General features: G+C 58.2%; 25 protein-coding genes. 17 read left to right on the top strand and 8 right to left on the bottom strand.

Translation table 11 applies throughout. From position 1 onward, the window contains the following. Positions 1-520 precede the first annotated feature (520 nt). A complete protein-coding gene (locus EHN06_RS09030; RefSeq protein ID WP_127332137.1) occupies positions 521-1339 on the top strand; it encodes a DUF6160 family protein in 819 nt (272 codons plus the stop codon). 67 nt (positions 1340-1406) lie between these two features. On the opposite strand, the gene EHN06_RS09035 is transcribed toward EHN06_RS09030, so the two are convergent. The 3 genes from EHN06_RS09035 to EHN06_RS09045 form a co-directional block, all read right to left on the bottom strand. Further along, on the bottom strand, positions 1407-2201 hold the full coding sequence (locus EHN06_RS09035) for an ABC transporter ATP-binding protein (protein ID WP_127332139.1): 795 nt from the start codon (positions 2199-2201) through the stop codon (positions 1407-1409). Between the two features lie 10 nt (positions 2202-2211). Beyond that, complete coding sequence (locus tag EHN06_RS09040; protein ID WP_127332141.1) at positions 2212-3114, bottom strand: ABC transporter permease; 903 nt, start codon at positions 3112-3114, stop codon at positions 2212-2214. Between the two features lie 66 nt (positions 3115-3180). After that, the gene (locus EHN06_RS09045) at positions 3181-4155 is read right to left on the bottom strand and encodes an ABC transporter substrate-binding protein (RefSeq protein ID WP_127332143.1); all 975 of its coding nucleotides are present in this window, start codon (positions 4153-4155) and stop codon (positions 3181-3183) included. A 249-nt stretch (positions 4156-4404) separates the two neighbouring features. Between EHN06_RS09045 and EHN06_RS09050 the strand changes: the two genes are divergently transcribed. After that, positions 4405-6072 (top strand): AMP-binding protein, encoded by a 1668-nt coding sequence (locus EHN06_RS09050; RefSeq protein WP_127332145.1) that lies wholly within the window; start codon positions 4405-4407, stop codon positions 6070-6072. A gap of 153 nt (positions 6073-6225) precedes the next feature. Further along, positions 6226-6711, top strand: coding sequence for a thioesterase domain-containing protein (locus EHN06_RS09055; RefSeq protein WP_127332147.1), 486 nt, complete (start codon positions 6226-6228; stop codon positions 6709-6711). A 34-nt stretch (positions 6712-6745) separates the two neighbouring features. On the opposite strand, the gene EHN06_RS09060 is transcribed toward EHN06_RS09055, so the two are convergent. Together EHN06_RS09060 and EHN06_RS09065 are read right to left on the bottom strand one after the other, a co-directional pair. Beyond that, positions 6746-8434, bottom strand: coding sequence for an ABC transporter permease (locus EHN06_RS09060; RefSeq protein WP_127332149.1), 1689 nt, complete (start codon positions 8432-8434; stop codon positions 6746-6748). Positions 8435-8582: 148 nt separating this feature from the next. Continuing rightward, positions 8583-9599 (bottom strand): Fe(3+) ABC transporter substrate-binding protein, encoded by a 1017-nt coding sequence (locus tag EHN06_RS09065; protein WP_127332151.1) that lies wholly within the window; start codon positions 9597-9599, stop codon positions 8583-8585. 186 nt (positions 9600-9785) lie between these two features. Between EHN06_RS09065 and EHN06_RS09070 the strand changes: the two genes are divergently transcribed. Beyond that, a complete protein-coding gene (locus EHN06_RS09070) occupies positions 9786-10058 on the top strand; it encodes a PilZ domain-containing protein (RefSeq protein WP_127332153.1) in 273 nt (90 codons plus the stop codon). Between the two features lie 394 nt (positions 10059-10452). Beyond that, positions 10453-11763, top strand: a complete 1311-nt coding sequence (locus tag EHN06_RS09075) for an HD-GYP domain-containing protein (RefSeq protein ID WP_127332155.1) — start codon at positions 10453-10455, stop codon at positions 11761-11763. 24 nt (positions 11764-11787) lie between these two features. Here the strand turns inward: EHN06_RS09075 and EHN06_RS09080 are convergent, their stop codons facing one another. Beyond that, on the bottom strand, positions 11788-12909 hold the full coding sequence (locus EHN06_RS09080) for an organic solvent ABC transporter permease (RefSeq protein WP_127332157.1): 1122 nt from the start codon (positions 12907-12909) through the stop codon (positions 11788-11790). Positions 12910-13181: 272 nt separating this feature from the next. On the opposite strand from EHN06_RS09080, the gene EHN06_RS09085 reads away from it, so the two are divergent. From EHN06_RS09085 to queF, 3 genes are all read left to right on the top strand, one after another. Continuing rightward, complete coding sequence (locus EHN06_RS09085) at positions 13182-14132, top strand: ABC transporter ATP-binding protein (RefSeq protein WP_127332159.1); 951 nt, start codon at positions 13182-13184, stop codon at positions 14130-14132. Next, a complete protein-coding gene (locus EHN06_RS09090; protein WP_127332161.1) occupies positions 14129-14902 on the top strand; it encodes an ABC transporter permease in 774 nt (257 codons plus the stop codon). Before EHN06_RS09085 ends, EHN06_RS09090 begins: the two co-directional genes overlap by 4 nt. Positions 14903-15005: 103 nt before the next feature. Next, positions 15006-15749, top strand: coding sequence for an NADPH-dependent 7-cyano-7-deazaguanine reductase QueF (gene queF / locus EHN06_RS09095; protein WP_265936919.1), 744 nt, complete (start codon positions 15006-15008; stop codon positions 15747-15749). A 17-nt stretch (positions 15750-15766) separates the two neighbouring features. On the opposite strand, the gene EHN06_RS09100 is transcribed toward queF, so the two are convergent. After that, a complete protein-coding gene (locus EHN06_RS09100; RefSeq protein ID WP_127332165.1) occupies positions 15767-17206 on the bottom strand; it encodes an adenylate/guanylate cyclase domain-containing protein in 1440 nt (479 codons plus the stop codon). 1 nt (position 17207) lies between these two features. After that, a complete protein-coding gene (locus tag EHN06_RS09105; protein WP_127332167.1) occupies positions 17208-17519 on the bottom strand; it encodes a DUF962 domain-containing protein in 312 nt (103 codons plus the stop codon). 314 nt (positions 17520-17833) lie between these two features. Here EHN06_RS09105 and flgB point away from each other — a divergent pair, with 314 nt between their 5' ends. The 9 genes from flgB to flgJ all read left to right on the top strand — a co-directional run bounded on the left by flgB (position 17834) and on the right by flgJ (position 25924). Continuing rightward, the gene (gene flgB / locus EHN06_RS09110) at positions 17834-18232 is read left to right on the top strand and encodes a flagellar basal body rod protein FlgB (protein ID WP_127332169.1); all 399 of its coding nucleotides are present in this window, start codon (positions 17834-17836) and stop codon (positions 18230-18232) included. A gap of 33 nt (positions 18233-18265) precedes the next feature. Continuing rightward, complete coding sequence (flgC, locus tag EHN06_RS09115) at positions 18266-18715, top strand: flagellar basal body rod protein FlgC (RefSeq protein ID WP_127332171.1); 450 nt, start codon at positions 18266-18268, stop codon at positions 18713-18715. An 18-nt stretch (positions 18716-18733) separates the two neighbouring features. Further along, positions 18734-19411: a flagellar hook assembly protein FlgD gene (locus tag EHN06_RS09120; RefSeq protein ID WP_127332173.1), complete on the top strand. Its 678-nt coding sequence runs from the start codon at positions 18734-18736 to the stop codon at positions 19409-19411. Between the two features lie 29 nt (positions 19412-19440). Continuing rightward, positions 19441-21351, top strand: coding sequence for a flagellar hook protein FlgE (locus tag EHN06_RS09125; RefSeq protein ID WP_127332175.1), 1911 nt, complete (start codon positions 19441-19443; stop codon positions 21349-21351). 74 nt (positions 21352-21425) lie between these two features. After that, positions 21426-22178, top strand: a complete 753-nt coding sequence (locus EHN06_RS09130) for a flagellar basal body rod protein FlgF (RefSeq protein ID WP_127332177.1) — start codon at positions 21426-21428, stop codon at positions 22176-22178. 84 nt (positions 22179-22262) lie between these two features. Beyond that, positions 22263-23051, top strand: coding sequence for a flagellar basal-body rod protein FlgG (gene flgG, locus EHN06_RS09135; protein ID WP_127332179.1), 789 nt, complete (start codon positions 22263-22265; stop codon positions 23049-23051). Between the two features lie 43 nt (positions 23052-23094). Beyond that, positions 23095-23796, top strand: a complete 702-nt coding sequence (flgH, locus tag EHN06_RS09140; RefSeq protein WP_127332181.1) for a flagellar basal body L-ring protein FlgH — start codon at positions 23095-23097, stop codon at positions 23794-23796. Beyond that, positions 23793-24890: a flagellar basal body P-ring protein FlgI gene (locus EHN06_RS09145; RefSeq protein ID WP_127332183.1), complete on the top strand. Its 1098-nt coding sequence runs from the start codon at positions 23793-23795 to the stop codon at positions 24888-24890. Before flgH ends, EHN06_RS09145 begins: the two co-directional genes overlap by 4 nt. A gap of 8 nt (positions 24891-24898) precedes the next feature. Further along, positions 24899-25924 (top strand): flagellar assembly peptidoglycan hydrolase FlgJ, encoded by a 1026-nt coding sequence (gene flgJ / locus EHN06_RS09150; RefSeq protein ID WP_127332185.1) that lies wholly within the window; start codon positions 24899-24901, stop codon positions 25922-25924. The last annotated feature ends 3 nt before the right edge of the window (positions 25925-25927 follow it).

Here is a 25927-nt window from a genome sequence, read left to right on the forward strand (position 1 = left end):
CGGATTGTGCTCTTTTTACACAAAACCACTAGATGTGGTGTTGACCTCGCCAGACTTTTTGTCGCTTTCCGGGGAAAGGCCGTGGCTGCGGCCTGCAGTCATGGCGCCCCGGGCGGCTTATTTGGGCGGTGGTCAAAAATTACCCGCAAAACCCTATATGTGGGTGTCTTTTCAATGAGTATAACAGGATATAGTGGTCTGTGAATAAGAAGACAACTATCGGTTGTGTGTCTGGGGCAAAGAAAATCAATGGATAAGGGCTTGAATCCGGGGAATTGCCCGGAAAATCGCCAGGTTGGGCGTTTGGCCTACAAAGCACAATATGTTGTGGTTAAAAAATACCCGAAAAAAATTGGCGTGTAGTTCACGAACTCAGGTAATTGTGACCGGTGCACGTACCCGCCGTAGACGTGTCGCTAGAGTAGTGGGGTGGCGTCGAATACTGCAGTGGCCCACAGGAAGTGATAACGACGATGAAAGGATCCAAATAAAAAGGAACAGAATAAAAAGGAACAGAATAATGAAAGGCCTGAAACCTACAGTGCTTGCGCTGGGCATCTCTGCATTGCCCGCCATGGGGCTGGCTGACATCCGACTGCTGGATGACAGCGCCATGGGGGAGATCACCGGCCAGTCGGGTGTCTCCATTGAGCTGGAAACCAGGATTGATATCGATCGGTTCCTGTACGTCGATGAGGGTGCGTTCGCCGTGAACGACATCAGTATTGGTGGTGCGGAGCGGACGGATTTCTTCGGTTTTGCCGGTATTGGCGGGCCCACCGCCAATAATCGTCTGGACAACATCCGCATTGATGTCGATGTGCTGGCCGATGGCGATGCCGCCATCAACATTGTGCCAAGCAACTTTGCCGCCGTGGATTTCCGGGTGACCACCGGGGCGTGGGAATTGCTGGCCACCGATGGCAGCGGTGACTATACCCGGTTGGTCGACAACTTTTATGCCGAAGGTCTGATGGCACGGGGATCGGTGCATGTGGATACCGCCACCGACGTGATGCGCCTGCGCACTGCGTTTGCCATTGAGACCATGGACTTCGATGTGCCGTTCCTGGCCATGGGCGTGCGGGGTCTGCAGATCACCGGGGCCGACTTCGACCCGACGTTCTCCAGCCCGCTGGATCTGTTCGCGGAGGTGGATCTGTTCATCTACCATGGCGCGCGGTTGTCGGGCGGCGGTTCGGCCCTGGCGATTGATATGCCATCGTTCCGTGCGGATGTGGGGATCGAAGAGGTGATTATTGGTCAGCAGTCGATTGGTCAGGTGTTCGTGGACGATCTGGCGATCACCGACACCGCCATGCGGGTGTACGGTCACTGATCGGCAGTGTGAAAACACAAAAGGCGGGAGTGTGTCCCGCCTTTTGTGTTTCCGGAGGTGAGTCGGATCAGTCCAGCAGCAGGCTGTCGTCGTCGATCTCCAGCCCCCGTTGCTTTTCGAACAGTCCCAGCAGGTCCTTGACCTCCAGCCCTTGGCGTTTCTCGCCTTCGATATCAAACACCACTTCACCCTGGTGAAGCATCACGGTGCGGTCACCGACTTCCAGCGCCTGTTTCATGCTGTGGGTGACCATCAGCGCGGTGAGTTTCTGTTCTTCGATGATCTGGGTGGTGAGCTCCAGCACGAACGCGGCGGTTTTCGGGTCCAGCGCGGCGGTGTGCTCGTCCAGCAGCAGGATGGCGGAGGGCGTCAGGCTTGCCATTAGCAGGCTGACGGCCTGGCGCTGACCACCGGACAGCAGGCCCATCTTGTCGCCCAGGCGGTTCTCCAGCCCAAGCTTGAGGGAGGACAGGCTGTTACGGAACCGTTCCATGTATTCTTTCTTTACGGCGGCGGTCAGCCCACGGCGCTGGCCGCGTTTGATGGCCAGGGCCAGGTTTTCCTCGATGGTCAGGCCCTCGCAGGTGCCGGCCAGCGGGTCCTGGAACACCCGGGCCACCCGGCCCGCGCGTTTGTGGGTCGGCAGTTTGGTGACGTCCTGGTTATCGACAATGATCTTGCCGCTGTCCACCATCACTTCACCGGCGAGGGCGTTGAGGAAGGTGGACTTGCCGGCGCCGTTACTGCCGATCACCGTGACAAACTCACCCTGGTTGACGGTCAGGCTCATGCCCCGCAACGCGGGGTTTTCCAGGGGCGTGCCCTTGCCAAACGTCAGTCTGAGATCCGTTGCGCTAATCATGCTGTACCTCTCAGGCCTTGTTGCGGGTGAGTTTTGCGGCGACCGAGGTGCGAACGCCAGGAAGGACGATCGCCAGGGTAACCAGTACCGCCGTGATCAGGTTCAGGTCCTGGGACTGCAGGCCGAGGAACTCCGCGTTCAGGGCGAAGGCGATGGCCAGCCGGTAGATGATGGCGCCTGCCACGCAGGCGATCAGCGCTCGAATCACGGTGGAGGGGGTAATCACCGCTTCGCCACCAATCAGGGACGCCAGGCCGATCACAATCACACCAACCCCCATGGTGACGTCTGCCGCGCCCTGGCTCTGGGCAAACAGGGCGCCCGCGAGGCCAACCAGGCCGTTGGACAGGGCCACGCCGAGGACGATCATGCCGCCGGTGGCGATACCCTGGGCCCGCGCCATGCGGGCGTTGGCGCCGGTGGCGCGCATCGCCAGGCCGGTTTCGGATTTCATGAAACGCCACAGCAGGATCAGGGACACCAGCACCACGATCACGAACAGCACCACCGGCACCTGGTGGTAGGCCAGCCCCAGGTCGTACCAGGGCGTGAGCACGGTTTCCTCGGTCAGCAGCGCCACGTTGGGGCGGCCCATGATGCGCAGGTTCACCGAGTAGAGCGCGATCATGGTGAGGATGGACGCCAGCAGGTTCAGGATATTCAGCTTGACGTTGAGCAGGGCGGTGACCGCACCGGCGGCCATGCCGGCCAGTATCGCGGCACCGGTGGCAATCCAGGGATTCCAGCCGGCAAGGATCAGCATGGCGGCAACGGCCGCCCCGAGGGGGAAGCTGCCGTCGACGGTCAGGTCCGGAAAATCCAGGACCCGGAAAGAGAGGTAGATACCGAAGGCGACCAGACCGTAGATCAGACCGGTTTCTATGGCGCCGTATAGAGCAATGTCACTGAGCATGGGTAATATTCGCTGTAAAAGAATACGGGCGGGCCCTTGTGAGGCCCGCCCGTATTGAGTCAGGTGTTACTTATCGCTTTTGACGATTTCCTGGGCATCGTTGAGCACATCGTCGGACAGGGTAATGCCCATGCGCTCGGCTGCTGCGGGGTTCACAAACAGGTTCAGTGTATCGACGGATTCAACCGGCATTTCACCGGGGTTGGCGCCGTTCAGCACCCGCGCCACCATGTTGCCGGTCTGGCGGCCGTGGTCGTAGTAATCAAAGCCGAGGGCAGCGACGGCTCCACGGCTGACGGTGGCAGTATCCGCTGCGAATACCGGAATCTTGGCGCGCTCACCCACGGAAACCACCGCTTCGGCGGCGCTGATCACGGTGTTGTCGGTGGTCAGGTAGATGGCATCTGCCTTGCCCACCAGCGAGCGGGCTGCGCCCAGCACTTCGGAGGTTTTGGTGGCGGCCGCCTTGGCCAGGGTCAGGCCACGGGCTTGCAGGCGCTCTTCCAGCAAGTCCACCAGGGCAACGGCGTTGGCTTCGCCGGGGTTATAGACGGTACCAATGGTCTTGGCGTCCGGTACCAGGCGTTCCAGCAGGTCAATGTGGCGCTCGATCGGCAGCATGTCGGTGACGCCGGTGATGTTGGCGCCGGGGGCTTCCAGGCTCTTCACCAGTTTGGCGCCGACCGGATCGGTTACCGCGGAAAATATCACCGGGATGTTACGGGCCGCGGCCGCCATGGTCTGGGCGGACGGGGTAGCGATGGCAACGATTGCGTCCGGGCCTTCGCCAACGAATTTGCGGGCAATCTGGGAGGCAATGGCGGCATTGCCCTGGGCGCTCTCATGGATGATCTTGAGATTCTCGCCTTCGGTGAATCCCTCTTCGGCCAGCTCATCCCTGACCCCTTGGTAAACCGCATCCAGGGCCGGATGTTCCACAATCTGGGTGACGGCAACCACCCGTGGTTCGTCGCCTTGTGCCAGTCCCGCTGCGGCCAGCAGGGTTGCACCAATCAGGGTTCGCAGAGTCTTCTTGGCCATAAGCCCTTTCTCCCGAGAGTGTTGAGCGGTGATTCATAGTTTTGAAGGGGCGCAAGTTTACCACACGGAAACAGGATGCGGGGTAGGGGAGGGGAAGTTTTACCGCCATCACGTTTTGACGGAGGGTGGTGTGTTGAAATACCCTACGAAAGTCTAATAAGCCCGCAAAGAGGCCGGCTCTCACAGGACACAGGTCATCCCAATAACTCAAATAACTTAAGTAACCTTAAGCAAGGCAAGGAAAGGTCCATGGACACAACAAACAAACTTCCTCTGGATATGGTGTATTACTGGGAAAAGGCCAAGGCCAATTCCCTTTATATGACGCAGCCTATGGGCAACGGTCAGGTGGAGGAATACACCTGGAAACGGGCCGTTGATGAAGCCCGCCGCATGGCGTCTTACCTGAAGTCTCTCGACCTGCCGGAAAAGAGCCGGGTGGGGATTATTTCCAAGAACTGCGCACACTGGATCATGTCCGACTGGGCGATCTGGATGGCCGGCCACATTTCCGTACCTCTGTACCCGACGCTGAATGCGGACACTGTCAGCTACATCCTCGATCACAGTGAGTGCGAGGTGGTGTTCATCGGCAAGCTGGATGACTGGGACATGATGAAGCCGGGGGTGCCCGAGAGTGTCCGCTGCGTATCCTACCCGCTGAGCCCGCCCAACGATTACGAAACCTGGAATGACCTGGTGGCCAAGTTCCCGCCGATGGAAGAAAACACCACCCGGGACGCGGACGAACTGGCGACCATCGTTTATACCTCTGGCAGTACTGGTCGTCCGAAAGGGGTGATGCTGAGCTTTGGCAACATGGCCTTCGCCGCCACTGGTGGTACCCAGGTACTGGGTGTCGGGCCGGACGAGCGTATGCTGTCCTACCTGCCGCTGGCTCATGTGTTCGAGCGTACGTTTGTGGAGCTTGGGTCTCTGTATGCCGGGTTCCAGCTGTTCTTTGCGGAATCCCTGGACACCTTCGTGCAGGATATCCAGCGCGCCCAGCCCACACTGTTCCTGTCCGTACCGCGGCTGTGGGTGAAATTCCAGCACGGTGTGCTGCAGAAACTGCCCAAGAAGAAACTTGACAGACTGCTCAAGATTCCTGTTGTAAGTGGTCTGATTAAGAAGAAAATTCTCAAGGGGCTTGGTCTGGACAAGGTGAAGCTGGCTGGCAGTGGCTCCGCGCCGTTGTCCCACGATGTGCTGGACTGGTACCGCAACCTCGGCCTGGAGCTGCTGGAAGGTTACGGCATGTCCGAGAACTTTGCCTATTCCCACATGAGCAAGCCCGGTCGTTCCCGTACCGGCTATGTGGGCGAAGCAGCGCCCGGTGTGGAAGTGAAGATCAGCGACGTGGGCGAGGTCCTGATCAAGAGTCCGGCCACCATGATGGGTTACTACAAGGACGAAGAGAAAACCCGCGAAACCTTCACCGAAGACGGTTTCCTGAAAACCGGTGACAAGGGTGAGATTGACGAGATGGGCCGCCTCAAGATCACAGGCCGCATCAAGGAAATCTTCAAGACCAGCAAGGGCAAGTACATTGCCCCGGCACCGATCGAAAACCGCCTGATGTCCCACGATGCCATTGAGATGGTGTGTGTTTCCGGCGCCAACCAGACCCAGCCCCACGCGCTGGTGATGCTGGGCGAGGAAACCCGCCCGAAACTGGCGGATGAGGCCTTCCGCAAGGAGCTGGAAGCCAGCTTCCAGGACCTGATCAAGGAAGTGAATAAAACCGTGGATCCCCATGAGCAACTGGCGTTCATCACCGTTGTCAGCGATGAATGGTCCATCGAAAACAGCTTCCTGACGCCCACGCTGAAACTGAAGCGCAACGTGGTGGAGGATGCCTACCAGGAGAAGGTGGACAGCTGGTACGCCCAGCGCCAGCCGGTAATCTGGCAGTAAACCCCGCCATTAAGGTGCGGGCGGCCCGCACCTGCTGACCACAAGGCCCGGATTGTTCCGGGCCTTGTTAATTATTGGTCACAAAAAGCCTACGTAAGTCGCATAGGGCAGGCGGCTGCAAGGTAATAAACTGAGGACAATCCAGGAGGGACTATGACTCAGTTAGGCCGTTTCCAGAAACGCATCCACGAATCCATTCCGCTGACCCGGGCACTTGGCCTCGAAGTGATTTCCTATGACGGCCATGCCCTGTTGGTCAGTGCACCGCTCGAGCCCAACCACAACCATCAGGGCACGGGGTTCGGTGGCAGTGTCTATTCCGTAGCGGTTACCGCAGCCTGGGGGCTGGTCGAGCTGGCGATTGCGGATATGGGCCTGAGAGGCAATGTGATGGTCCAGAGCGGAAGCATGGATTATCTGATGCCAGTGGAGGAGGACTTCTATGCCCTGTGCCGCCTTCCCGGGGGAGAGATCCCGGACCGGTTCAGGAAGAGTCTGGCACGCCACGGCAAGGCTCGCATAGCCTTGCATGCGGATGTTTATTGCGGCGAACCAACCACCGATCCGAAGGGCGCGCCGGTCGCCACCTTCCAGGGGCGTTTCGTGGTCCAGGACGCCGCCTCACGCCCCGTACTGTAACCGTTTCTGCTCCGCTACTCCCGGCATCAGGCTGTCAGGCAATGCTGCGGGTGTTGGAGATTGATCGGCTCATCAGAATGATGGGGATGATCCCCGCCAGTACGATAATCAAGGCCGGAAGCGCACTGTGGGCGAGCTGTTCATCGGAGGCGAACTGGTACACGTAGGTGGCCAGGGTCTCGAAATTGAACGGCCGCAGGATCAGCGTTGCCGGCAACTCCTTCATGCAGTCGACAAACACCACCAGCGCAGCGGTAATCAGCGTACCTCGAAGCATGGGCAGGTGTACCCGCAGCAGTGTGCTGCCGGGTGAATGCCCCAGGGAGCGGGACGCCATATCCATGCTGGGGGTGATTTTCTGCAGCGCGCTTTCCACGCTGCCCGCCGACACCGCCAGGAAGCGAACCGTGTAGGCAAATACCAGGGCAAAGGAAGAGCCGCTCAGCAGCAGACCCGTGCTGATGTTGAAGGTGTCGCGCATCAGCCCGTCCAGCCAGTTGTCGAAGCCAGCCAGGGGAATGATCACACCGACGGCGAGTACCGCCCCGGGCATGGCATAGCCCAGGCTGGAGAGGCGCATCATGATCTGCATGCCCCGGGTGTCATGCAGGCGCCGGCTGTAGGCGAGGGTGACACCAATCAGCAGCGTGGTCAGCGCGGCGGTACCGGACAGGAACAGGCTGTTCAGGGTGTTGCGGATAAACTCGGAGTTCCAGCTTTCGTCAAAGTATTCCCAGGCATACTGCCCCAGGGTGATGGCCGGAATCACAAAGCCCAGAATGACCGGCAATGCGCACACGGCGATGCAGATCAGTTGCCGGGGTCTGGACAGGGTAAAGCGACGGATCGGGTCCCGGTTATCCCGCGCCGCGAACTGTTGTTGTCGGCGACGTGAGTAGCGCTCAAGGGTGACCAGGATCACCACGAAGACCAGCATGGTGGTGGCTATCTGTGCCGCGCCACCCAGGTTGCCCAGGTTCATCCAGGTATCGAACAGGCCGGCGGTCAGGGTCTGCACGGCGAAGAAATCAACGGTGCCGAAATCGTTGAGGGTTTCCATCAGCACCAGGGACAGGCCTACGGCGATGGCGGGGCGGGCGATGGGCAGCACCACCCGGAAAAACGTACTGATGGCCGAATGCCCAAGGCTGCGGCTGACGGCGAACAGGGACGGGGATTGCTCCAGAAAGGCAGCGCGGGCCAACAGGTAAACGTAGGGATAGAGTACCAGCCCGATCATCAGGGTGGCGCCTTCCAGGGTGCGGATTTCCGGGAACCAGTAGTCCCTGGCGCTTTCCCAGCCAAACACTTCCCGCAAGGCTTTCTGGACCGGTCCTGCGTAGTCCAGCAGGCTGGTGTACACATAGGCGATAACGTAGGCGGGCACGGCAAAGGGCAGCAACATGGCCCATTCGAAAAAGCGGCGCCCGGGGAATTCGCACATGGTCACCGCCCACGCCGTTGCCAGACCGATCACCAGGGTGATAGCGGCCACGCCGAGCATCAGCTTGAAGGTGGTGATCAGATAGCGGGGAAGTGTGGTTTCCAGCAGGTGAGGCCAGATGTTCTCTTCAGGGAACAGGGCCAGAAAGAGAACCGACACAACCGGGAGTGCTACGATCGCCGTGGTCAGGGCAGCGGATATCAGCCATCGTTTTGAGGTGCGTTTTGCCAGCAGGGGCTGACCTAGCCCGGTTTCACCGCTGGTGCCTGCCTCGGTCATGTCGTTCCTTTGCTCCCCTGAAAAGAGCCACGATTCTAGTCACCTGCGGCTGCGCCTGCAATGACTGGTGTGGCCTGTTGACGGGATTTATGGCCCCTGCAGACAAAAAAGGGTGGGCCAGGCCCACCCTTTTCAGGCAACGACCGGCTTACAGGTTGTCGTAGTCAACCCGATCCACCAGTTTGACGGCTGCATTGCGGTTATTGGCAATTTCCTGCAATGACAGCTGGTCAGGGTTAATCTCACCCCATTCCGCCACCTGGCCAGACGGGCTGACGTTCGGGTTGGCCGGGTATTCGGTGTTCGCTTCGGCGTAGATGCGCTGGGCTTCCTCGGTGGAGAGGAATTCCATCAACTTAATCGCATTGTCGCGATTAGGCGCGCTCTTGGTCAGTTGGATACCGCTGATGTTGACGTGGGTACCGCGGCCCTCGGCATTGGGGAACACCAGGCGGACGGCTTCGGCAGCCGGACGCTGGTTCTCGTCGTTCAGCATGTTGCCGTAGTAGTAGCTGTTGCCAATGGCGATGTCACACACACCTTCGGCGATGGCCTTGATCTGGTCACGGTCGCCACCCTGGGGCTTGCGGGCCAGGTTGTCTTTCACGCCTTCCAGCCACTTCTCGGTTTCTTCTTCACCGTGGTGGGCGATCATGGAGGAAATCAGGGCGATGTTGTAGGGGTGTTTGCCGCTACGGGTACAGATGCGGTTGTCCCACTTGTCGTCGGCCAGTTCTTCGTAGGTGGTGATTTCACCCTCTTCAACACGGTCCTTTGAGGCGAAGATCAGGCGGCCACGGGTGGTCAGGGCAAACCATTTGCCATCCGGGTGACGCAGGTTTTCCGGAATGTTGTTTTCCAGGGTTTCGTTGTCCAGGCTGGCAACCAGGTCACGCTCGACCAGATCGTTGATGCGGGAGATATCGACCGTCATCACGATATCTGCCGGGCTGTTGCGACCTTCACGCTCCAGGCGCTCGGCCAGGCCTTTTTTGGCGAAGACCACGTTGGCCTTGATACCGGTTTCCTTTTCAAACGCGTTGAGCAGGGGTTCCAGCAGGTACGCCTGACGGTAGGAATAGATGTTCACTTCGCCATCTGCGGAAGCACTCAGGGGCATGACAGAGAGTGCCATGGTAGCGGCTGCAGCCAGTTTCATTCGCATAGTGTGACGTCCTTTTTCAACCAGGGGGGATGACCGCTATCTTATTGTGATTGCGGCACTATAAACGTCAACCATTCTCATTTGTGTTAATGGTCGTGTCAAGTTGAGTATTGCAATTTTCAGGATGAATGGTGCTATGCTTCGAAAAGACTAAAAACCATGTATAAACCGGTGGATACACAGCCTATGGGTGAGAATGACCGCAGAGAGCATGGTCGTACGGCGATGAGTGCAAAGGTGAAGGTGCGCCACGGTGTTTTCGGGGAGTTCCTGTTTTCGACTCGGGATATTTCCGATGGCGGTATCTTTATTGTGGTTGACGGGGAGTTTTTTGATCCGGCCATAGGCGACAAAGTGGAAGTCCAGGTCCAGGGGTTGCCGGTACCGGCGCCGGTGCTGGAGATGGAAGTTGTCCGCAAAAGCAATGACGGCTTCGGTTTGCAATTTGCGGATCAATAAACGGTTTTTGTTCCTGCCATTCGGTCTGACCGGATGTGCGTCCTACTATACCCACTATGGCCTGTTGCGACACATCGTGGTGAGGGAGATGATCGGGAGGGAACCGATTACCTCCGTCCGTCGTCAGTGACGTACAGGGTCCACCTCCGCACATCTCCCCGCGGCGCACTGGATGCGGGCCCTCCGGTTATGGATGACTCGATTTGTGACGCAGATTGACACATTTGTACCAGAAGTGTGAGTTCCATCACATTGCTACATTTCGTTTCCCCGTGATAGCAAGCGTTACTCCCTGTTGCTTTCTGGTTACTTTGGACTACAGAAATGTAATGGACTCTTCTGCTGCTTGCGTCAGAATGGTGAGTATCGATAATTTTGATTAAAGGGGTACGTCGTGGGCGTTCGTCAAAAGAAAATCGCCGTACATGATCTGGAAATCGGCATGTTCGTATCCGATCTGGACCGGCCCTGGCACCAGACACCGTTCCCTATTCAGGGCTTTCACATTCGTTCCCAGGATGACATCCGCTCGGTGGTTTCCCACTGCAAGTGGGTTGTGATCGATGTTGCGGAAGTGCGTGGCAAGCTTGATGCGGTGAATCCGTCAGGCCCGGTGTTCGGAAAGCGCACCAACAACAAGTATGGTGACAACCGGGAAGTGATCCAGCTGCCGCCATTGCAGATCAAGGATCCGGTCCGGTACGAAAACACGTCCACCCTCAAAAAGGAACTCAAGGCCTCGGCAACGGTGCTGACCGATGCAGAAGCTGCCCTGAGCCGGGTTGCCACCGCCGTCAGGCGCGACGAAACGCCAGACCTGAGGGAAGTGGCCAGGGTTACCCGCAGGATGGTGGCCAGCGTGATCCGCAACCCCGATGCCTTGTTGTGGCTGAGCCGTACCCGGGAACACGACGATTTCCTCTATCATCATGCCATGAATACCGCCGTATGGGCCCTGGTCTGTGGTCGTCATCTTGGCCTGAATGAGGGGCTGCTCAACCATCTGGGCCTGGGGTGTCTGCTCTCGCAGGTGGGCAAGACAGATCTTCCCCGGGAGTTACTGCAGAGAGAAGGCAAACTGGATGCCGACGAGTTTGCCCGTTACCGGAAGTACGTTGAGCGGGGCGTGGCGATGCTGGATGGCACCGGTGTGTCTCGCGCGGTGGTCAGCGTTGTCCAGGGGCACCGCGAGCGTCATAACGGCTCGGGTTTCCCGGAAGGTGTCCGTGGCGACCGGATTCCATTGCTGGCCAAGGTTGGCGGGCTTGCCGAGTTCTTCGAAACCACAATCACCCCACGTGACAATGCCGAGCCCCTGACACCGGCAAAAGCCGTCAACCTTCTTTACGATATGCGCAACATAGAGTTCCAGGGCGACCTGGTCGAACAGTTCATTCAGGCTGTCGGGATCTATCCCACCGGTAGTCTGGTGCAACTCAATGACGGGCAGCGGGGGATTGTCGTGTCCCATTCCGCGGAGCGTCGGTTGTGGCCGCAGGTGATGGTGATGACGAATCAGTATCAGGAGCCATTGAAAATGGCCAAAGTCATCGACTTGGCAAGCTTCAATGAAGGCAAGGGGCCAGAAGAAACCCTGTCGATTGCCGAGTGCCTGCCCCATGGCACGGAAGGGCTCAACCCCGAGCATTATGATATCACCGGAACCGAATCGCGCTGGAACCTGTCCCGGTTGGTTGGTTCCTGATCTTTCCGGAAGCCTCAGGGTTGATCAGTCGATGATGACCCTGAGGCTTTTTCTTATCCAGCGATAGGTGTTCCGCGGGCGAAAGTTGACCAGCACCTCCGATTCGCCCCCGCTATCGCCTGCAATAAAATATTCCACCGTTGCCGTCTGCCAACTGAAGGCATGAACCACCACATCCTGGTTACGTGTACTGATGGCCTCGACATTGGCGAGGTCGGTTTCCCCGTTGATACGGCGAATGCTAACGTCCTTGATTCCGGTATCGGTGGCCGGATGGTTGGCCGTTTCGTTATCCAGGTAATAGCGGTTGCCGATGTCGGTGGTTATGGCGTTGAGCTCCCGGGTCAGGTAGGCCTGGGCCGCCTCGGTGTCGAAATCCTCCAGGCTGCGGGTGGCTTCCAGGATACGGTCACGTCTGCTTTGCAGGTCTTCCTGGTAGTCCACTTCGGGATCACGCTGGTCTTCATCCTCAGGTCGGGGCGGGGCGTTGTTGATTTCCTCCTGGCTGGGCGGTGTCTGGCAGAGTTCGTCGTCCTCCGGATAGAAACAGATGGCCGCCAGCAACTGGTTGGCCGGGGAAGGGGATGCGCCCAGCGCGGTGAAATCGGGTTCACTGACGGTGAAGTCGATCGGTGCGGAGAGCTCCGGTAGTGCTTCATTCAGTTGCTGCACCACTCTGTCACGGATCTCGATGCCGTTGCCCTCGGTGATTCTTTCGTTCCAGTTCAGTGCGAGCAGGAAGCGGGTGAGATTGAGCAGCGTGGTATCGGTCAGCGATTGCTGCTCGGTGATCCGGTGTGTTAACAACCCCTCGTCATCGGTACCGGGGGTGTTCAGGCTTTCCCGGATATCGGCAAGGAAGTCCAGTGGGGTAAGGTATTCGCCGGCAGGAACGTCCGCGGCGAGGGGCAGGTTGCCAATCCGGAAACTGATGCGCTCACCGGGATAGTAGCGAAACCGGCCGGCGCTGTCGGTCTGGTCGCTGCGGCTGGCGGTGGTGTAGTGCAAACCGCTGATGCCGTTATACGTCAGTGAACCGGCTCGGGTGTCGTCGCTGCTGCCTCCGCCGTCGCCACCGAGGCAGCCCGATAAGGACAGCGTGACCATCAGTGGCAGGGACAATCGAAAAAGGGGAACGGGTCTCATGGTGTTGCAGGCATTCCTTCGTCATGCGGCGTGCCGGGCGGAAGCATCTGGCTTCGCCGGGCCTTTTGTAAGTTGTTGTAACCGGCATTATAGGGAGGGGCGCCCGGGGATATCGGGAATCCCGTCGCAGTTTGAACCTTTTCCGGTTTCGGGGAATCCGCCGGCTTGACTTGAAAATTCCGTTGTAGCCACAACTTAAAAGACTTCTGGTTTAACCGATCATGCATTTGGCTGGGCAGGTTTGCCCGACACGCCACAATTCTGGGTAGTTTATGACCAACGCACTGGAGATCGAGGGGCTGACCAAAACCTACGGTGATGGTTTCCACGCCCTCAAGGGTATCGACATGAACGTCAGGCAGGGGGATTTCTTCGCCCTGCTCGGACCTAATGGCGCCGGTAAGTCGACCACGCTGGGGATCGTGTGTTCCCTGGTAAACAAGACCGGTGGCAAGGTGCGGGTGTTTGGCTATGACATCGATACCCACCTCTCCGACGCCAAGCTGCATCTTGGCGTGGTGCCCCAGGAGTTCAACTTCAACCAGTTTGAGAAGGTCTTCGACATTGTCACGACCCAGGCGGGTTACTACGGTATTCCGCTGAAGCAGGCTAAGGTGTCGGCCGAAAAATACCTGCGCAAGCTGGGTCTCTGGGACAAGAAAGATACTCCGGCGCGGATGCTGTCCGGCGGTATGAAGCGCCGGCTGATGATTGCCCGTGCCCTGGTGCACGAGCCGAAACTGCTGATTCTGGACGAGCCAACGGCGGGTGTTGATATTGAACTGCGGCGGTCCATGTGGACGTTCCTGGAGGAAATGAACCGCCAGGGCACTACCATCATCCTGACCACCCACTACCTGGAAGAGGCTGAGGCGCTGTGTCGCAATATCGCGATTATTGATCATGGCCGGATCCTGAAGCACACCAGCAAGCGTGAACTGTTGCAGCAGCTGCATGTGGAAACCTTTGTGCTGGATACGGAAACCGCGCTTGAGGGTGTGCCGGCACTGGACGGCTTTCCGTGCCGCCTGAGTGACGAAGGTGCACTGGAAGTGGAGGTCGAGAAGGGCCAGGGCCTGAATCAGGTCTTTGTGCAACTGGAGCAACGGGGGATCAAGGTGGTCAGTATGCGCACCAAGGCCAACCGTCTGGAGGAGTTGTTCATCCGCATGGTGGAAGAGAATGCCCGGGAAGCCCGGGAAGTCCAGGGAGGTGCCGCATGAAGGTCCAGGCCATGGTCACCGCATTCAACACCATCGTGATTCGGGAAGTCCGCCGTTTCACCCGGATCTGGCCGCAGACCCTGTTGCCGCCGGCAGTCACCATGACGCTGTATTTCATCATTTTCGGTAACCTGATCGGTTCGAGGATTGGTGATATGGGGGGCTTTGATTATATGTCCTTCATTGTGCCCGGGCTGATCATGATGGCGGTGATCACCAGTTCCTACGCCAATGTGGTGTCGTCGTTCTTTTCAATGAAATTCCAGCGGAGCATCGAGGAGTTGCTGGTGTCGCCGGTACCCAACTGGATCATTCTGGCCGGCTATGTTTGCGGCGGGATGGCCCGTGGTCTGGGGATCGGGCTGATAGTAACCCTGCTGTCGCTGGCGTTCACGCGGCTGGACATTCATAACCTGCCGATGGTGGTGCTGACGGTGTTCCTGACCTCGGCGCTGTTTGCCCTTGGCGGGTTTATCAATGCCATGCTGGCCACCAAGTTTGATGATATTTCCATTGTGCCGACGTTTGTCCTCACGCCGCTGACCTACCTGGGCGGGGTGTTCTACAGCATCAACCTGTTGCCGGATTTCTGGCAGGCCGTGTCGATGATCAACCCAATCCTGTACATGGTGAATGCCTTCCGGTTTGGTATTCTTGGGGTATCGGATGTGAATCCCTATGTGGCACTGGGTATGATCCTGGTGTTCATCGCGCTGCTGACTGCAATTTCCTTACGGATGCTCGAGCGTGGCAAAGGCATTCGCCACTGAGTTTCAGGACCGTTTAAACAGGACACACCATGGCCCTCAATGATGCCCCCTGGGCAAATCCAGCGAGTATCCGGACCGCTATAATCCGGACCTGCTTTTCCCCGTGCCGCGGGAGGAAAACCGTCGCCGCATTGGTTTGGCGGATGGGCGCTGGCCCTGGTTCGGGGAGGATCTCTGGCAGGCCTGGGAAGTGTCCTGGTTACGTGCTGATGGCGTGCCGGCGGTGGCGTGGGCGGAAATCCGCTTTCCGGCCGCCTCGCCCAATATTATCGAATCCAAGTCCCTGAAACTGTATCTCAACTCCCTGAACCAGGCGGTGTTTTCGTCGCCCGAGCAGGTTGCGGAAGTGATCACCCGGGACCTGTCCAGTGGCAGTGGCGCGGCGGTGCAGGTGACCATGCGCAGCGTCGACGAGGGCGCCATGGCCGAGGGCCGACCGCAAGGTTATGAGCTGATTGACGGTGAAACCGTTGACGACGTGACCTACGACTACGCACCCGAATCCCTGACGGCGTCTGGCGAGACCGTATCGGAAAGCCTGTGCTCGCATCTGCTGAAAAGCAATTGCCCGGTCACCGGCCAGCCCGACTGGGCTACGGTGATGATTCGTTACACCGGGCCGCAACTGGATCGCAGGGGATTGCTTCGCTACATCGTCAGCTTTCGCCAGAAACAGGACTTCCATGAGCACTGCGTGGAGACCCTGTTTACCGACATCATGGCAAGATGTAAACCGGAAACGTTGATGGTGTGTGCCCGCTATACCCGCCGGGGCGGTCTGGATATCAATCCCTGGCGCAGCACCGATCCGAAGGATGGCTCCGGGAGCCGGCTGATTCGCCAGTAATGATCAAGGGGAGGGGGTCAGCGAATTTCCTCTTCCTGTCGTAACCTGTCGGCAGCGTCTTCCAGTGCGGCGAGGATCGACTTGCGCTCCCGCTCGGTGATCTTCTCGGAATCCAGGTACATGGCGAACCCGCTGTGTTCGTGTTCCAGGAAGCTGCGGTTTGGCCCCATGTCGCGGCGGAAGTCGACCACTTCATAGATGGGCACTGGTTTGCCGAACCCTTTCACCGTAATCTCGCCCTTGTCCCGGCACATGATGCGGTCCTTGATCAGCGAGAAAGTTTCGTAAGACACCAGGATTTCGCCCGGTTCGGCCAGGGACTCCAGCCGGCTGGCGAGGTTCACTTCCTTGCCGATGATGGTGTAATCCATTCGGTTTTCCGCCCCGAAGTTGCCAACGGTGGTGTACCCGGTGCTGATCCCCATACGGATTTCCAGAGGGGTCTTGATGCCCTGGCTCCGCCATTTCTGGCGCATGATCTTCATATGCTTGCGCATCTCAATGGCCATGGACACGCAGGCAAAGGCATCTTCCCGCTGCCCACGGCTGGTGGGGTCACCGAAGAACACCATGATCGAATCACCGACGAACTTGTCGATGGTGCCGCCGTACTTCAGGGCCACCTCAGACATGCCATTGAAGTAGTGATTGAGCAGTTCGGTCAGCGCTTCCGGCTCCATTTCTTCGGACAATTCGGTGAATCCCTTGATGTCCGAGAAGAAAATGGCCAGTTTTTTGCGCTGGGTTTCCAGGCGAACGTCCCGCTCACCGGTAAAGATCGATTGCCAGACCTGGGGTGAGAGGTATTTGGATAATTTGTGGGAGAGGGCGATGGACTGCTCCCGCTGATTCTGGATCTGGGTCTTCGCCATCATCAGTGCCCGGGCCTGCTGGTGGGAATAAAAGGCGGTAACGCAGATGTAAAGGCCGGTTGCCAGTAGTGACAGGATGCTGGTGAGCAGTGGCGCCTGAAAGCTCTCGGCCGGGCCGAAAATGGCCAGCCCGATGAACAGGGAGGCGGCCATGAATGCAGACCCGAACACCCATTGCCGGAAGCCGCCGATGATCAGGCAGCTGAACATCAGCATCAGCATAACGGATACCGATGGAATGGCGGCCACGCCAATGGCGCCGATAAAGCCACCGCCAATCACACAGTCCACAATCAGCATTTTCTGGCGGATACGTGGGGAATGTCGGAGGAAGGTGCGGCGGCTCAGAAGGTGGGCGATGTGGGGCCAGGTCAGGGCTCCGGCAATCAGCCACAGCATCCAGTCGGGAAAAATGCCCTGGAAAACGCCAGAGGCAATAATGGCGGCCGTCGCGGTGTAGGCAAGGATGCGCCCGTTATAATCCGGCATTGGCGGAATAGCGACGGGATCCATCCGGGAATCCACAGCCGTGGACTTGCCGGCACTGTTGCTGGCATTGCGCAGATCCACGGGGGCGCTGATCATATCAGAATCGGATCCTTCCGATGAGGATGTCGCGAAACATGACCCAGTCGCCCATCAGGCTGTACCACGGGTACTTGAATGTGGCCGGGCGGTTCTTCTCAAAGAAGAAGTGGCCGACCCAGGCAAATCCGTAACCAATCACGGGCAAAAGCAGAAGCCACGCCAGCTTGGCGCTTATAATGGCGTAAAGTGCAACAACGATGACCAGAAGGCTGCCAACGAAATGGAGTCTCCGGCAGGTAACGTCGCTGTGTTCTTCCAGATAGTACGGGTAAAATTCAGAAAAGTTCCGAAAGTCGGTTTGTTCGCTCATGGTTTTGCTACCGGCTCTTTATAGTTGTTAACAGTCGGACATAAGACTAAAGGTTAACAGTTATACAGAACCCTCACAATTCCGATGGGGCCTATCTGCCTTGCCTTCGTTGGCCGGGAGGGGAAAGCCATTGCCGCTTCTGCTATCACTGTGCTCGCTGACGCCTGAGTTTTATTGTTTATTTCTCCCTACATACTTCTCCAGCCCCCTGAATTAGCGCCTTTCCTAAAACTGGCATCGACGTTGCTTCATCCACTGCAAAGAGGTGAACCGGCAAACCAATGCAGGGCCGGGCACAAGGTTCGGGAGGCAGTATGGCAATTTCCTTTGACAAAGCACTGGGTATTCACCAGCACGCCCTGGAAGCAAGGGTGAAGCGTGGTGAAGTGTTGGCGAATAACCTGGCGAATGCGGACACCCCGGGCTTCAAGGCCAGGGACGTCGACTTTCGCGCCATGCTGGAGCGGGCGCAACAGAGCGTCAGTGGATTCAACATGGAACGGACACACGACGCTCACATGGATACCACGCCCGGCGGCCAGGATAACGAATTGCTCTACCGTGTGCCGCACCAGCCCTCCGTTGACGGCAACACCGTGGAAACGCAACAGGAGCAGAGCCGGTTCATGAGAAATGCCATGGACTACCAGGCGAGTTTTCAGTTCCTGGACGGTAAATTCTCGGGGCTGAAGAAAGCCCTCTCCGGCCAGTAACCGGGCGCAGACACCAGCTAGAGGAGCAGCATTATGTCCCTGGGTAACATTTTTGATATTGCCGGTTCCGGCATGACCGCACAGTCGCTGCGGTTGAACACCACTGCGTCCAACATCGCCAATGCGGAAACGGCCAGTTCCAGTACTGAGACAGCCTACCGGGCCCGCAAGCCGGTGTTTGCGGCCATTCAGCAGTCCATGCTGAACCCTGACCAGCAGGGGATGGCGTTCGCAAGTGACGAGGGGCCCGGCGCGGGCGTTCGTGTGGATGGCATAGTTGAGAGCGACGCGGAACTGCAGATGCGCTATGAGCCGAACCATCCCGCCGCCAACGAGGACGGCTATGTGTTCTACCCCAACGTCAATGTGGTTGAGGAAATGGCCGACATGATGTCGTCCTCCCGCAGCTTCCAGATGAACGTGGACGTTATGAACACGGCCAAATCCATGATGCAGCGCATTCTTACACTTGGGCAGCAGTAACCGGGCGAGGACTGACCGATGAGCGCAATTAACCCGACGAATGTCTCCGATGTGCTGGGCGATTTCCGTCACCAGCAGGGCAGTGCCGGCGGCGGCACCAGCGAGCTCGGCAAGAACGAGTTTATGGAGCTGATGATTGCCCAGCTGAAGAACCAGAATCCGCTTGAACCCCAGGACAACGGTGAGTTCATTTCCCAGCTTGCCCAGTTCAGCTCCCTGGAGGAAATGCAGGGAGTGTCGCGGAGCGTGGATGAGCTGGGTAGTCAGTTCCGCTCCACCCAGGCGCTGCAGGCGTCGGCGATGGTGGGTCGGACCGTTCTGGCGCCATCACAGATTGGCATACTGGGTAACGAAGGCGAGATCACCGGCACAATCCAGGTACCGGCTTCCACCGGCGGGCTGCGGGTCTCCATTGAGAGCCAGAACGGTGAGCGGGTTCGTCAGATAGATCTTGGTGCCAGCCAGGCCGGCGTCGCCTCCTTCCAGTGGGACGGCACAGATGGTAACGGCAATGCCTTGCCACCCGGACCTTACCGCATTGTTGCCGAGGGTTCTTATCCCGGCGGTACGGAGCAGCTGTCGACGATGGTGAGTGCCAATGTCGACAGTGTCTCTCTCGGTCAGGGCGGCAAGGTCACACTGAACCTGTCGGGTATGGGCTCCATTGCCCTGTCGGATGTCGAACAAATTAACTGATCTACCGGTGCGGAACCACGAGGTGAATTATGGCTTTTAATACAGGGCTTAGCGGTTTGAGGGCAGCGTCCGTTGATCTGGACGTCACCGGTAATAACATTGCCAATGCCAGTACCGTTGGTTTCAAAAGCAGCAGTGCACAGTTTGGCGACCTTTATGCCAGCGGTTTCCTGAGTTCCGGCAACAACCCGGTGGGTGACGGCGTACGGGTTCAGGACGTGAAGCAGTCGTTCGGGCAGGGCAATATCAGCTTCACCGATAACGGGCTGGATATGGCGATCAACGGTGATGGCTTCTTCGTTCTGAACAATGGTGGGGAAATTCGTTATTCCCGTGCCGGCCAGTTTGGTATCGATAAGGACGGATTCGTAACCAATAACCAGAACATGCGTGTGCAGGGCTTTACCGCTGATGATGACGGTAACCTGTCCGGCATCCGTGGCGACCTGCAGGTGGAGACGGACAACCTGGCGCCCAGGCGCACGACCAACCTACGTACGGATCTCAACCTGGATTCCAGGGAAAGTGTACTGGAAAACCGGATACGTGATCTGGGCGAGGACCTGAACGTGGCGGACCTCGATGGTGACCTGTTCCAGATAGAGTATTCCGATGGCACCACATCGCAGCTGATCGATATCGGCACGGGGCAACCGGCCAACGATGTGGCCGAACTGTTGGGGTCCCAGAAGGGGGTTAACGCTTCCGCCAGGACACAGTTTGATCTGTCCGAGCAGTTTGATATGGCCCAGTTGGCCAGCGACCTGTCCGACCCTGACTTCGAGTTGACCATATCCCTGAACGGCAGCGACAACGTGACCTTCCGTGGCAGCGATGGTATTAACGATCTGGATTCGCTGGCCGCGGCCATCAATGACTCGGAGCTGAATACCCTGCAAGCGCAGGTTTCCGACACTGGTGATGATATTTCCATCACCGACAGCCGCGGGTTTACGGTGGATATGGCTTACACTACCGGCTCTGCCGGAAGTCAGTCATTCTCTGCTCCCGAGCGGGGTAACCTGTTTGTCACCACTGAGCGCGAGGTTACAGGGGTGCTGACGGATCCCGCCGGAACCGGTGCGTTCGAGGCCGCCTTTGCCGCAGGTGAAACCCGGATTACCAACGAGTTCAATCCACTGGATCAGCGGACGTATAACCACGCCACATCCACCACGATCTACGACAGTTTGGGGAATTCCCACGAACTGACCCAGTTTTTCGTGAAGGAGCCGTCACCGGGTGATGGTGTGGGCCAGAGTGAATGGTCTATCTACATGCAGATTGACGGCGAGATGGTTGCGGGTACCGATGAAACGCCCTACACCGCCAGATTCAATCAGGATGGGGAACTGCAATCGATCAATGGCGACCCCAACGGTGAGATCGTGGTAGATGACTGGGTGCCGAAGGATGCGAACGGACTGCCCAACGGCGCTGATGGCCCTCCTGCACCGGGGGAGGAAGTGGTCACGCCAATTCCTGATCCTCCCACCACGTCTGCGTTTGTGGTGGACCTGAGCGAAACCACCCAATACGGCAGCGCCTTTGGCGTGAATGACCAGAATCAGAACGGTTACACCACGGGCCGTTTGTCCGGTCTGGATGTGTCCGATCAGGGTGTGCTGTTCGCACGCTACACCAATGGCCAGTCCAAGGCGTTGGGGCAGGTGGCCCTGGCGGCATTCAACAATACCGATGGCCTGTCACCGGTAGGAGAGACAACCTGGGTGGAGACCTTCGAGTCCGGTCAGCCGATTATCGGCGCCCCGGATACCGGAACCCTGGGTTCCATCAAGGCCAGTTCGGTAGAGGATTCCAACGTGGACCTGTCCGCCGAGTTGGTGAATCTGATCATTGCCCAGCGGAATTATCAGGCCAACGCAAAGACCATTGAAACCTCCGATGCGGTCACCCAGACCATCATCAACCTGAGGTAATCCGCAAAACCCAATTCTGGCACAACTCCTGCAGGAAGACTGGTAACAGTCAAAATTCCGGCAGGAGTTTTCCCATGGATAAAGCCCTATATATCGGAATGTCTGGCGCCAAGCAGAACATGCTGGCCCAGCGTGCCCATGCCAATAACCTGGCAAACGTCAGTACCACAGGGTTCAAGAAAGACTTTGCCCAGGCCCGCAGTATGCCGGTGTTTGGTGAGCATCATCCGACACGCGCCTATGCCATGACCGAACGGCCGGGGACAGACCTGTCCGCTGGTGCGCTGATGGAAACCGGTCGCAAACTGGATGTCGCCGTTGAAGGGGACGGCTGGCTGGCGGTGCAGAACCAGCGGGGCGAAGAGGTCTTTACCCGGTCCGGTAGTTTGCAGATTGATGTGAACGGGCTGGTCCGCAATGCCAACGGTGACATGGTCATGGGGAACGGTGGCCCGGTTGCCTTGCCGCCTTTTGATAACGTCCAGATCGGTACCGACGGCACCATTTCTATTGTTCCCGTGGGTGGGCCACCGGACCAGTTGGTGGAAGTGGATCGCCTGAAGCTGGTGAACCCTCCGCCCGCTGCCCTCGAGAAAGGCGAAGATGGCTACTTGCGCCGCAAGCCGGACCAGGCGCTGGACGGCCCGGAACCGCCGGATGGAAATATGCGCGTGGCCTCCGGCTTTCTTGAAAGCTCCAACGTGAATGCCGTTGAGGAAATGATCGCCAACCTGCAGTTGTCGCGACAGTACGAGATGCAGGTGAAGGTTATGAGCACCGCAAACGAGAATTCCGAGGCTTCGGCACGCCTGTTGCAGAACCTCTGATAAACCTTGGGATCAGTCGCCGGACGGGTAAAAAAGCGGCAAAACATGGCCGCCTGACAGAATCCCCCGGCAAGGAGTAAAACCATGCATCCAGCACTTTGGGTCAGTAAAACCGGCTTAAGCGCGATGGACACCAAGATGTCCACGATTTCCAACAACCTGGCGAACGTCAACACCACCGGCTTCAAGCGGGACCGTGCGGTGTTCCAGGATCTGCTGTATCAGGTGAATCGACAGCCTGGCGGCATGAGTACCGAGAATTCCGAGCTGCCATCCGGTCTTCAACTCGGCACTGGTGTGCGTGTTGTCGGCACCACCAAGCAGTTTTCCCAGGGCAACCTGGAGGTTACCGAGCAGCCGTTGGATATGGCGGTTAACGGCCGTGGTTTCCTGCAGGTTCTGTTACCGGACGGGCAGGTTGCCTACACCCGTGATGGCCAGTTCCAGCTCAACTCCGACGGTGACATCGTGAATCCGGACGGATATACGCTGGAGCCGAACATCAACGTTCCCGAAAACGCCACCAATATCACCATTGGCAAGGACGGTACCGTCACCGCCGTGGTGGATGACCAGGCCGCGCCGGTGAATCTGGGGGAAATCACACTGGTTGACTTTATTAACCCTCAGGGGCTCCAGGCGATTGGAAACAACCTGTACAAGGAAACCAATGCCAGTGGTGACCCGGCTGAAGGCGAGCCGGGTATTGGCGGGCTCGGGACCATTGAACAGGGGGCTATTGAAGCTTCCAACGTTGAAGTGGTGGAAGAGCTGGTGAGCATGATTACCACGCAGCGTGCCTACGAAATGAATTCCAAGGTCGTGTCTGCCACCGATCAGATGCTGCAGTTTATTACGAACAACATCGGCTGATCCGGTCGTCGCTATTTGAGCGGATAGCTGAGGGGATTAAGACATGAAGCGCATCGCGATAACAGGTAGCAAAGCCCCGGCCGGCACTCTGGCGCTGGTCGGTATGCTGATCGTGCTGCAGGGATGCACGGCCATGAGTCGTCCGAGGGCGGTTCCGGACGATCCGGCCTACGCACCGGTTCGCGCCGAGGCGATGATGCAGCGTGACCCGGAATCCGGGGCCATCTTCCAGAGCAGCCGTAATCACAATCTCTACGGGGATACCGTGGCGCTCAATGTGGGTGATGTCCTGACGGTGAATCTCGAGGAGTCCACGCGGGCCAGCAAGAATGCGGAAACCAGCATTACCAAGGACCAGGAAATGTCCCTGCCGGAACCTTCAATCCTGGGGCTGACCAACCTGAATGTGGCGACGGATATCAACCAGGAGCGTGACTTTGAGGGCCAGGCGGAGGCGGATCAGAGCAACAGCCTGGCGGGCAGTATCACGGTTACGGTCACGGAAGTGTTGCCCAACGGTGTATTGCACATTCGCGGGGAGAAATGGCTGTCCCTGACCAACGGCGATGAATACATCCGCCTGACCGGTCTTGTTCGTCCCCAGGATATTGCGCCGGACAACACCGTTGCCTCCAACCGTATCGCCAATGCCCGTTTTGCCTATGGCGGTACTGGTGACTTCGATCAGGCGAACCAGATGGGCTGGCTGGCCCGTTTCTTTAACAGTGAGTGGTGGCCGTTATGAGGCTGATTCGGTTCTGGATTGTTGTGCTGGCGCTTTCCGTTGTGGCGTCGCCAGTGCTGGCGGACCGCCTGAAGGATCTGGCCCGAATCAAGGGCGTACGGAATAACCAACTGGTGGGTTACGGGCTGGTGGTGGGTCTCGATGGCACCGGCGACAAGGCGCCATTCACCAATCAGACGTTCCGCAACATGATGACTCAGTTTGGTATTACGCTGCCGGAAGGGGTTAACCCGAACCTGGCCAACGTGGCGGCGGTGACTGTCAGTGCCACTCTGCCGCCTTTTGCCAAGCCGGGGCAGGAACTGGATATTACGGTGTCCTCTATTGGTAATGCCGACAGCCTGCGGGGCGGAACCCTGTTGATGACGCCATTGAAGGGTGCGGATGACCAGATCTACGCCATGGCCCAGGGCAGTCTGGTGGTGGGTGGCTTTGGTGCCCAGGGCCAGGATGGCTCGCGTATTACGGTGAACGTTCCGTCGGTCGGTCGCATTCCCAATGGCGCCACCATTGAGCGGGAGGTGCTTTCCCCATTCAGCAAGGGTGACACCATCACTTTCAACCTGCTGCGTGCGGACTTCACCACAGCGCGCCGTGTGGTCGAAGCGATTAATGGCACCCTGGGGCCTGGGATGGCCTACGCCCACGATGCCACATCGGTGTCGGTGAAGGCGCCGAGAGATACTAACCAGAGGGTCAGCTTCCTGTCGATTCTGGAAAACATCGAAGTGAATCCGGCCGAAGATGCCGCCAAGGTGGTGATCAACAGCCGCACCGGAACCATTGTGGTGGGTCAGAACGTCAAGGTCAGCCCGGCGGCGGTTACCCATGGCAATCTGACGGTGACCATTGAAGAGAACCCGGAAGTGGTACAGCCAAATCCCTTTGCCGGTGGCGAAACCGCTATCGAGCCGAATACCCAGATTGCGGTCACCGAGGACCCGGCGCGGATGTTCCAGTTCGGCCCGGCAGTGACCCTGAACGAAATCGTCCAGGCGGTTAACCAGGTAGGTGCAGCGCCAGGGGATGTGATGGCCGTTCTTGAAGCTCTGAAACAGGCAGGCGCACTGCGTGCCGAGCTGATTGTGATTTAGGTGGCGTGATGCAGGATTCCAGCGTTCAACAGGCCCGGGTTTACACCGACTTCAGTGGTCTCAATGAACTGAAAGCCCAGGCAAGGACCGACAAGAAAGCGGCCCTGGCCGAGGTGGCTCGTCAGTTCGAGAGCCTGTTCCTTGGTGAAATGCTGAAGTCCATGCGCAAAGCCGGAGACGTGTTCTCTGAAGACAATTACCTGAACAGTAACGAGTCCCAGCATTACCGTGACATGTTCGACAACCAGTTGAGCCTGACCCTGGCAGGTCAGCAGGGCGGCACGGGTCTGGCCGAGGCGCTGGTTCGCCAGCTCAGCCGGCAGATCCCCGGGATGAGTGACGGGGGTGAAAAACTCGCCAGCCATAAGGCCACGCTAGCGGATTACGATCGCAGCGTTCCGGTTCCGTCCCGGGAGCTGCCGCAGCAGGTCCGGGAAGTGAACCGGATGGCGACCGCTGAGCCGGAAGTGACCACCAGTGTTGCCAATGAGCGTGAGGCGGCGCCGCTACCGCGCCGCTTTGATAGTCCTGATGAATTTGTCCGTGAGTTACTGCCGGTTGCTGAACGGGTCGCTGCCGAGAGTGGAATTGATCCGCGCGTGATGATTGCCCAGGCGGCCCTGGAAACCGGTTGGGGCAAACACATGATCGAAGGTAAGGGCGACTCACCCAGCTACAACCTGTTTGGTATCAAGGCGGACCAACGCTGGCAGGGCGATTCTGTCGACATCACCACGACGGAATACCGGGAGGGCCTGCCCATGAGTGAGCGGGCAGCGTTCCGCGCCTACCCGGACTACGAAGCCAGTTTCCGGGACTATGTGTCGTTCCTGGAATCCAACCCAAGGTATCGGGATGTCCTGGCGTCCGCCGATCAGCCTGAGGTTTTTGCACAGAAACTGCAGGATGCCGGCTACGCCACCGACCCGCAATACGGTGCCAAGATCCGCCGGATCATGAATGGCGATTCCCTGATGACGTTGTCCATGGGGGATACAGACTCCCCGGACAATAACACAGAGGCTGAGGAGTAACGG

Origin of the sequence: Marinobacter sp. NP-4(2019) (assembly GCF_003994855.1) — a bacterium.
Taxonomy (GTDB): domain Bacteria; phylum Pseudomonadota; class Gammaproteobacteria; order Pseudomonadales; family Oleiphilaceae; genus Marinobacter.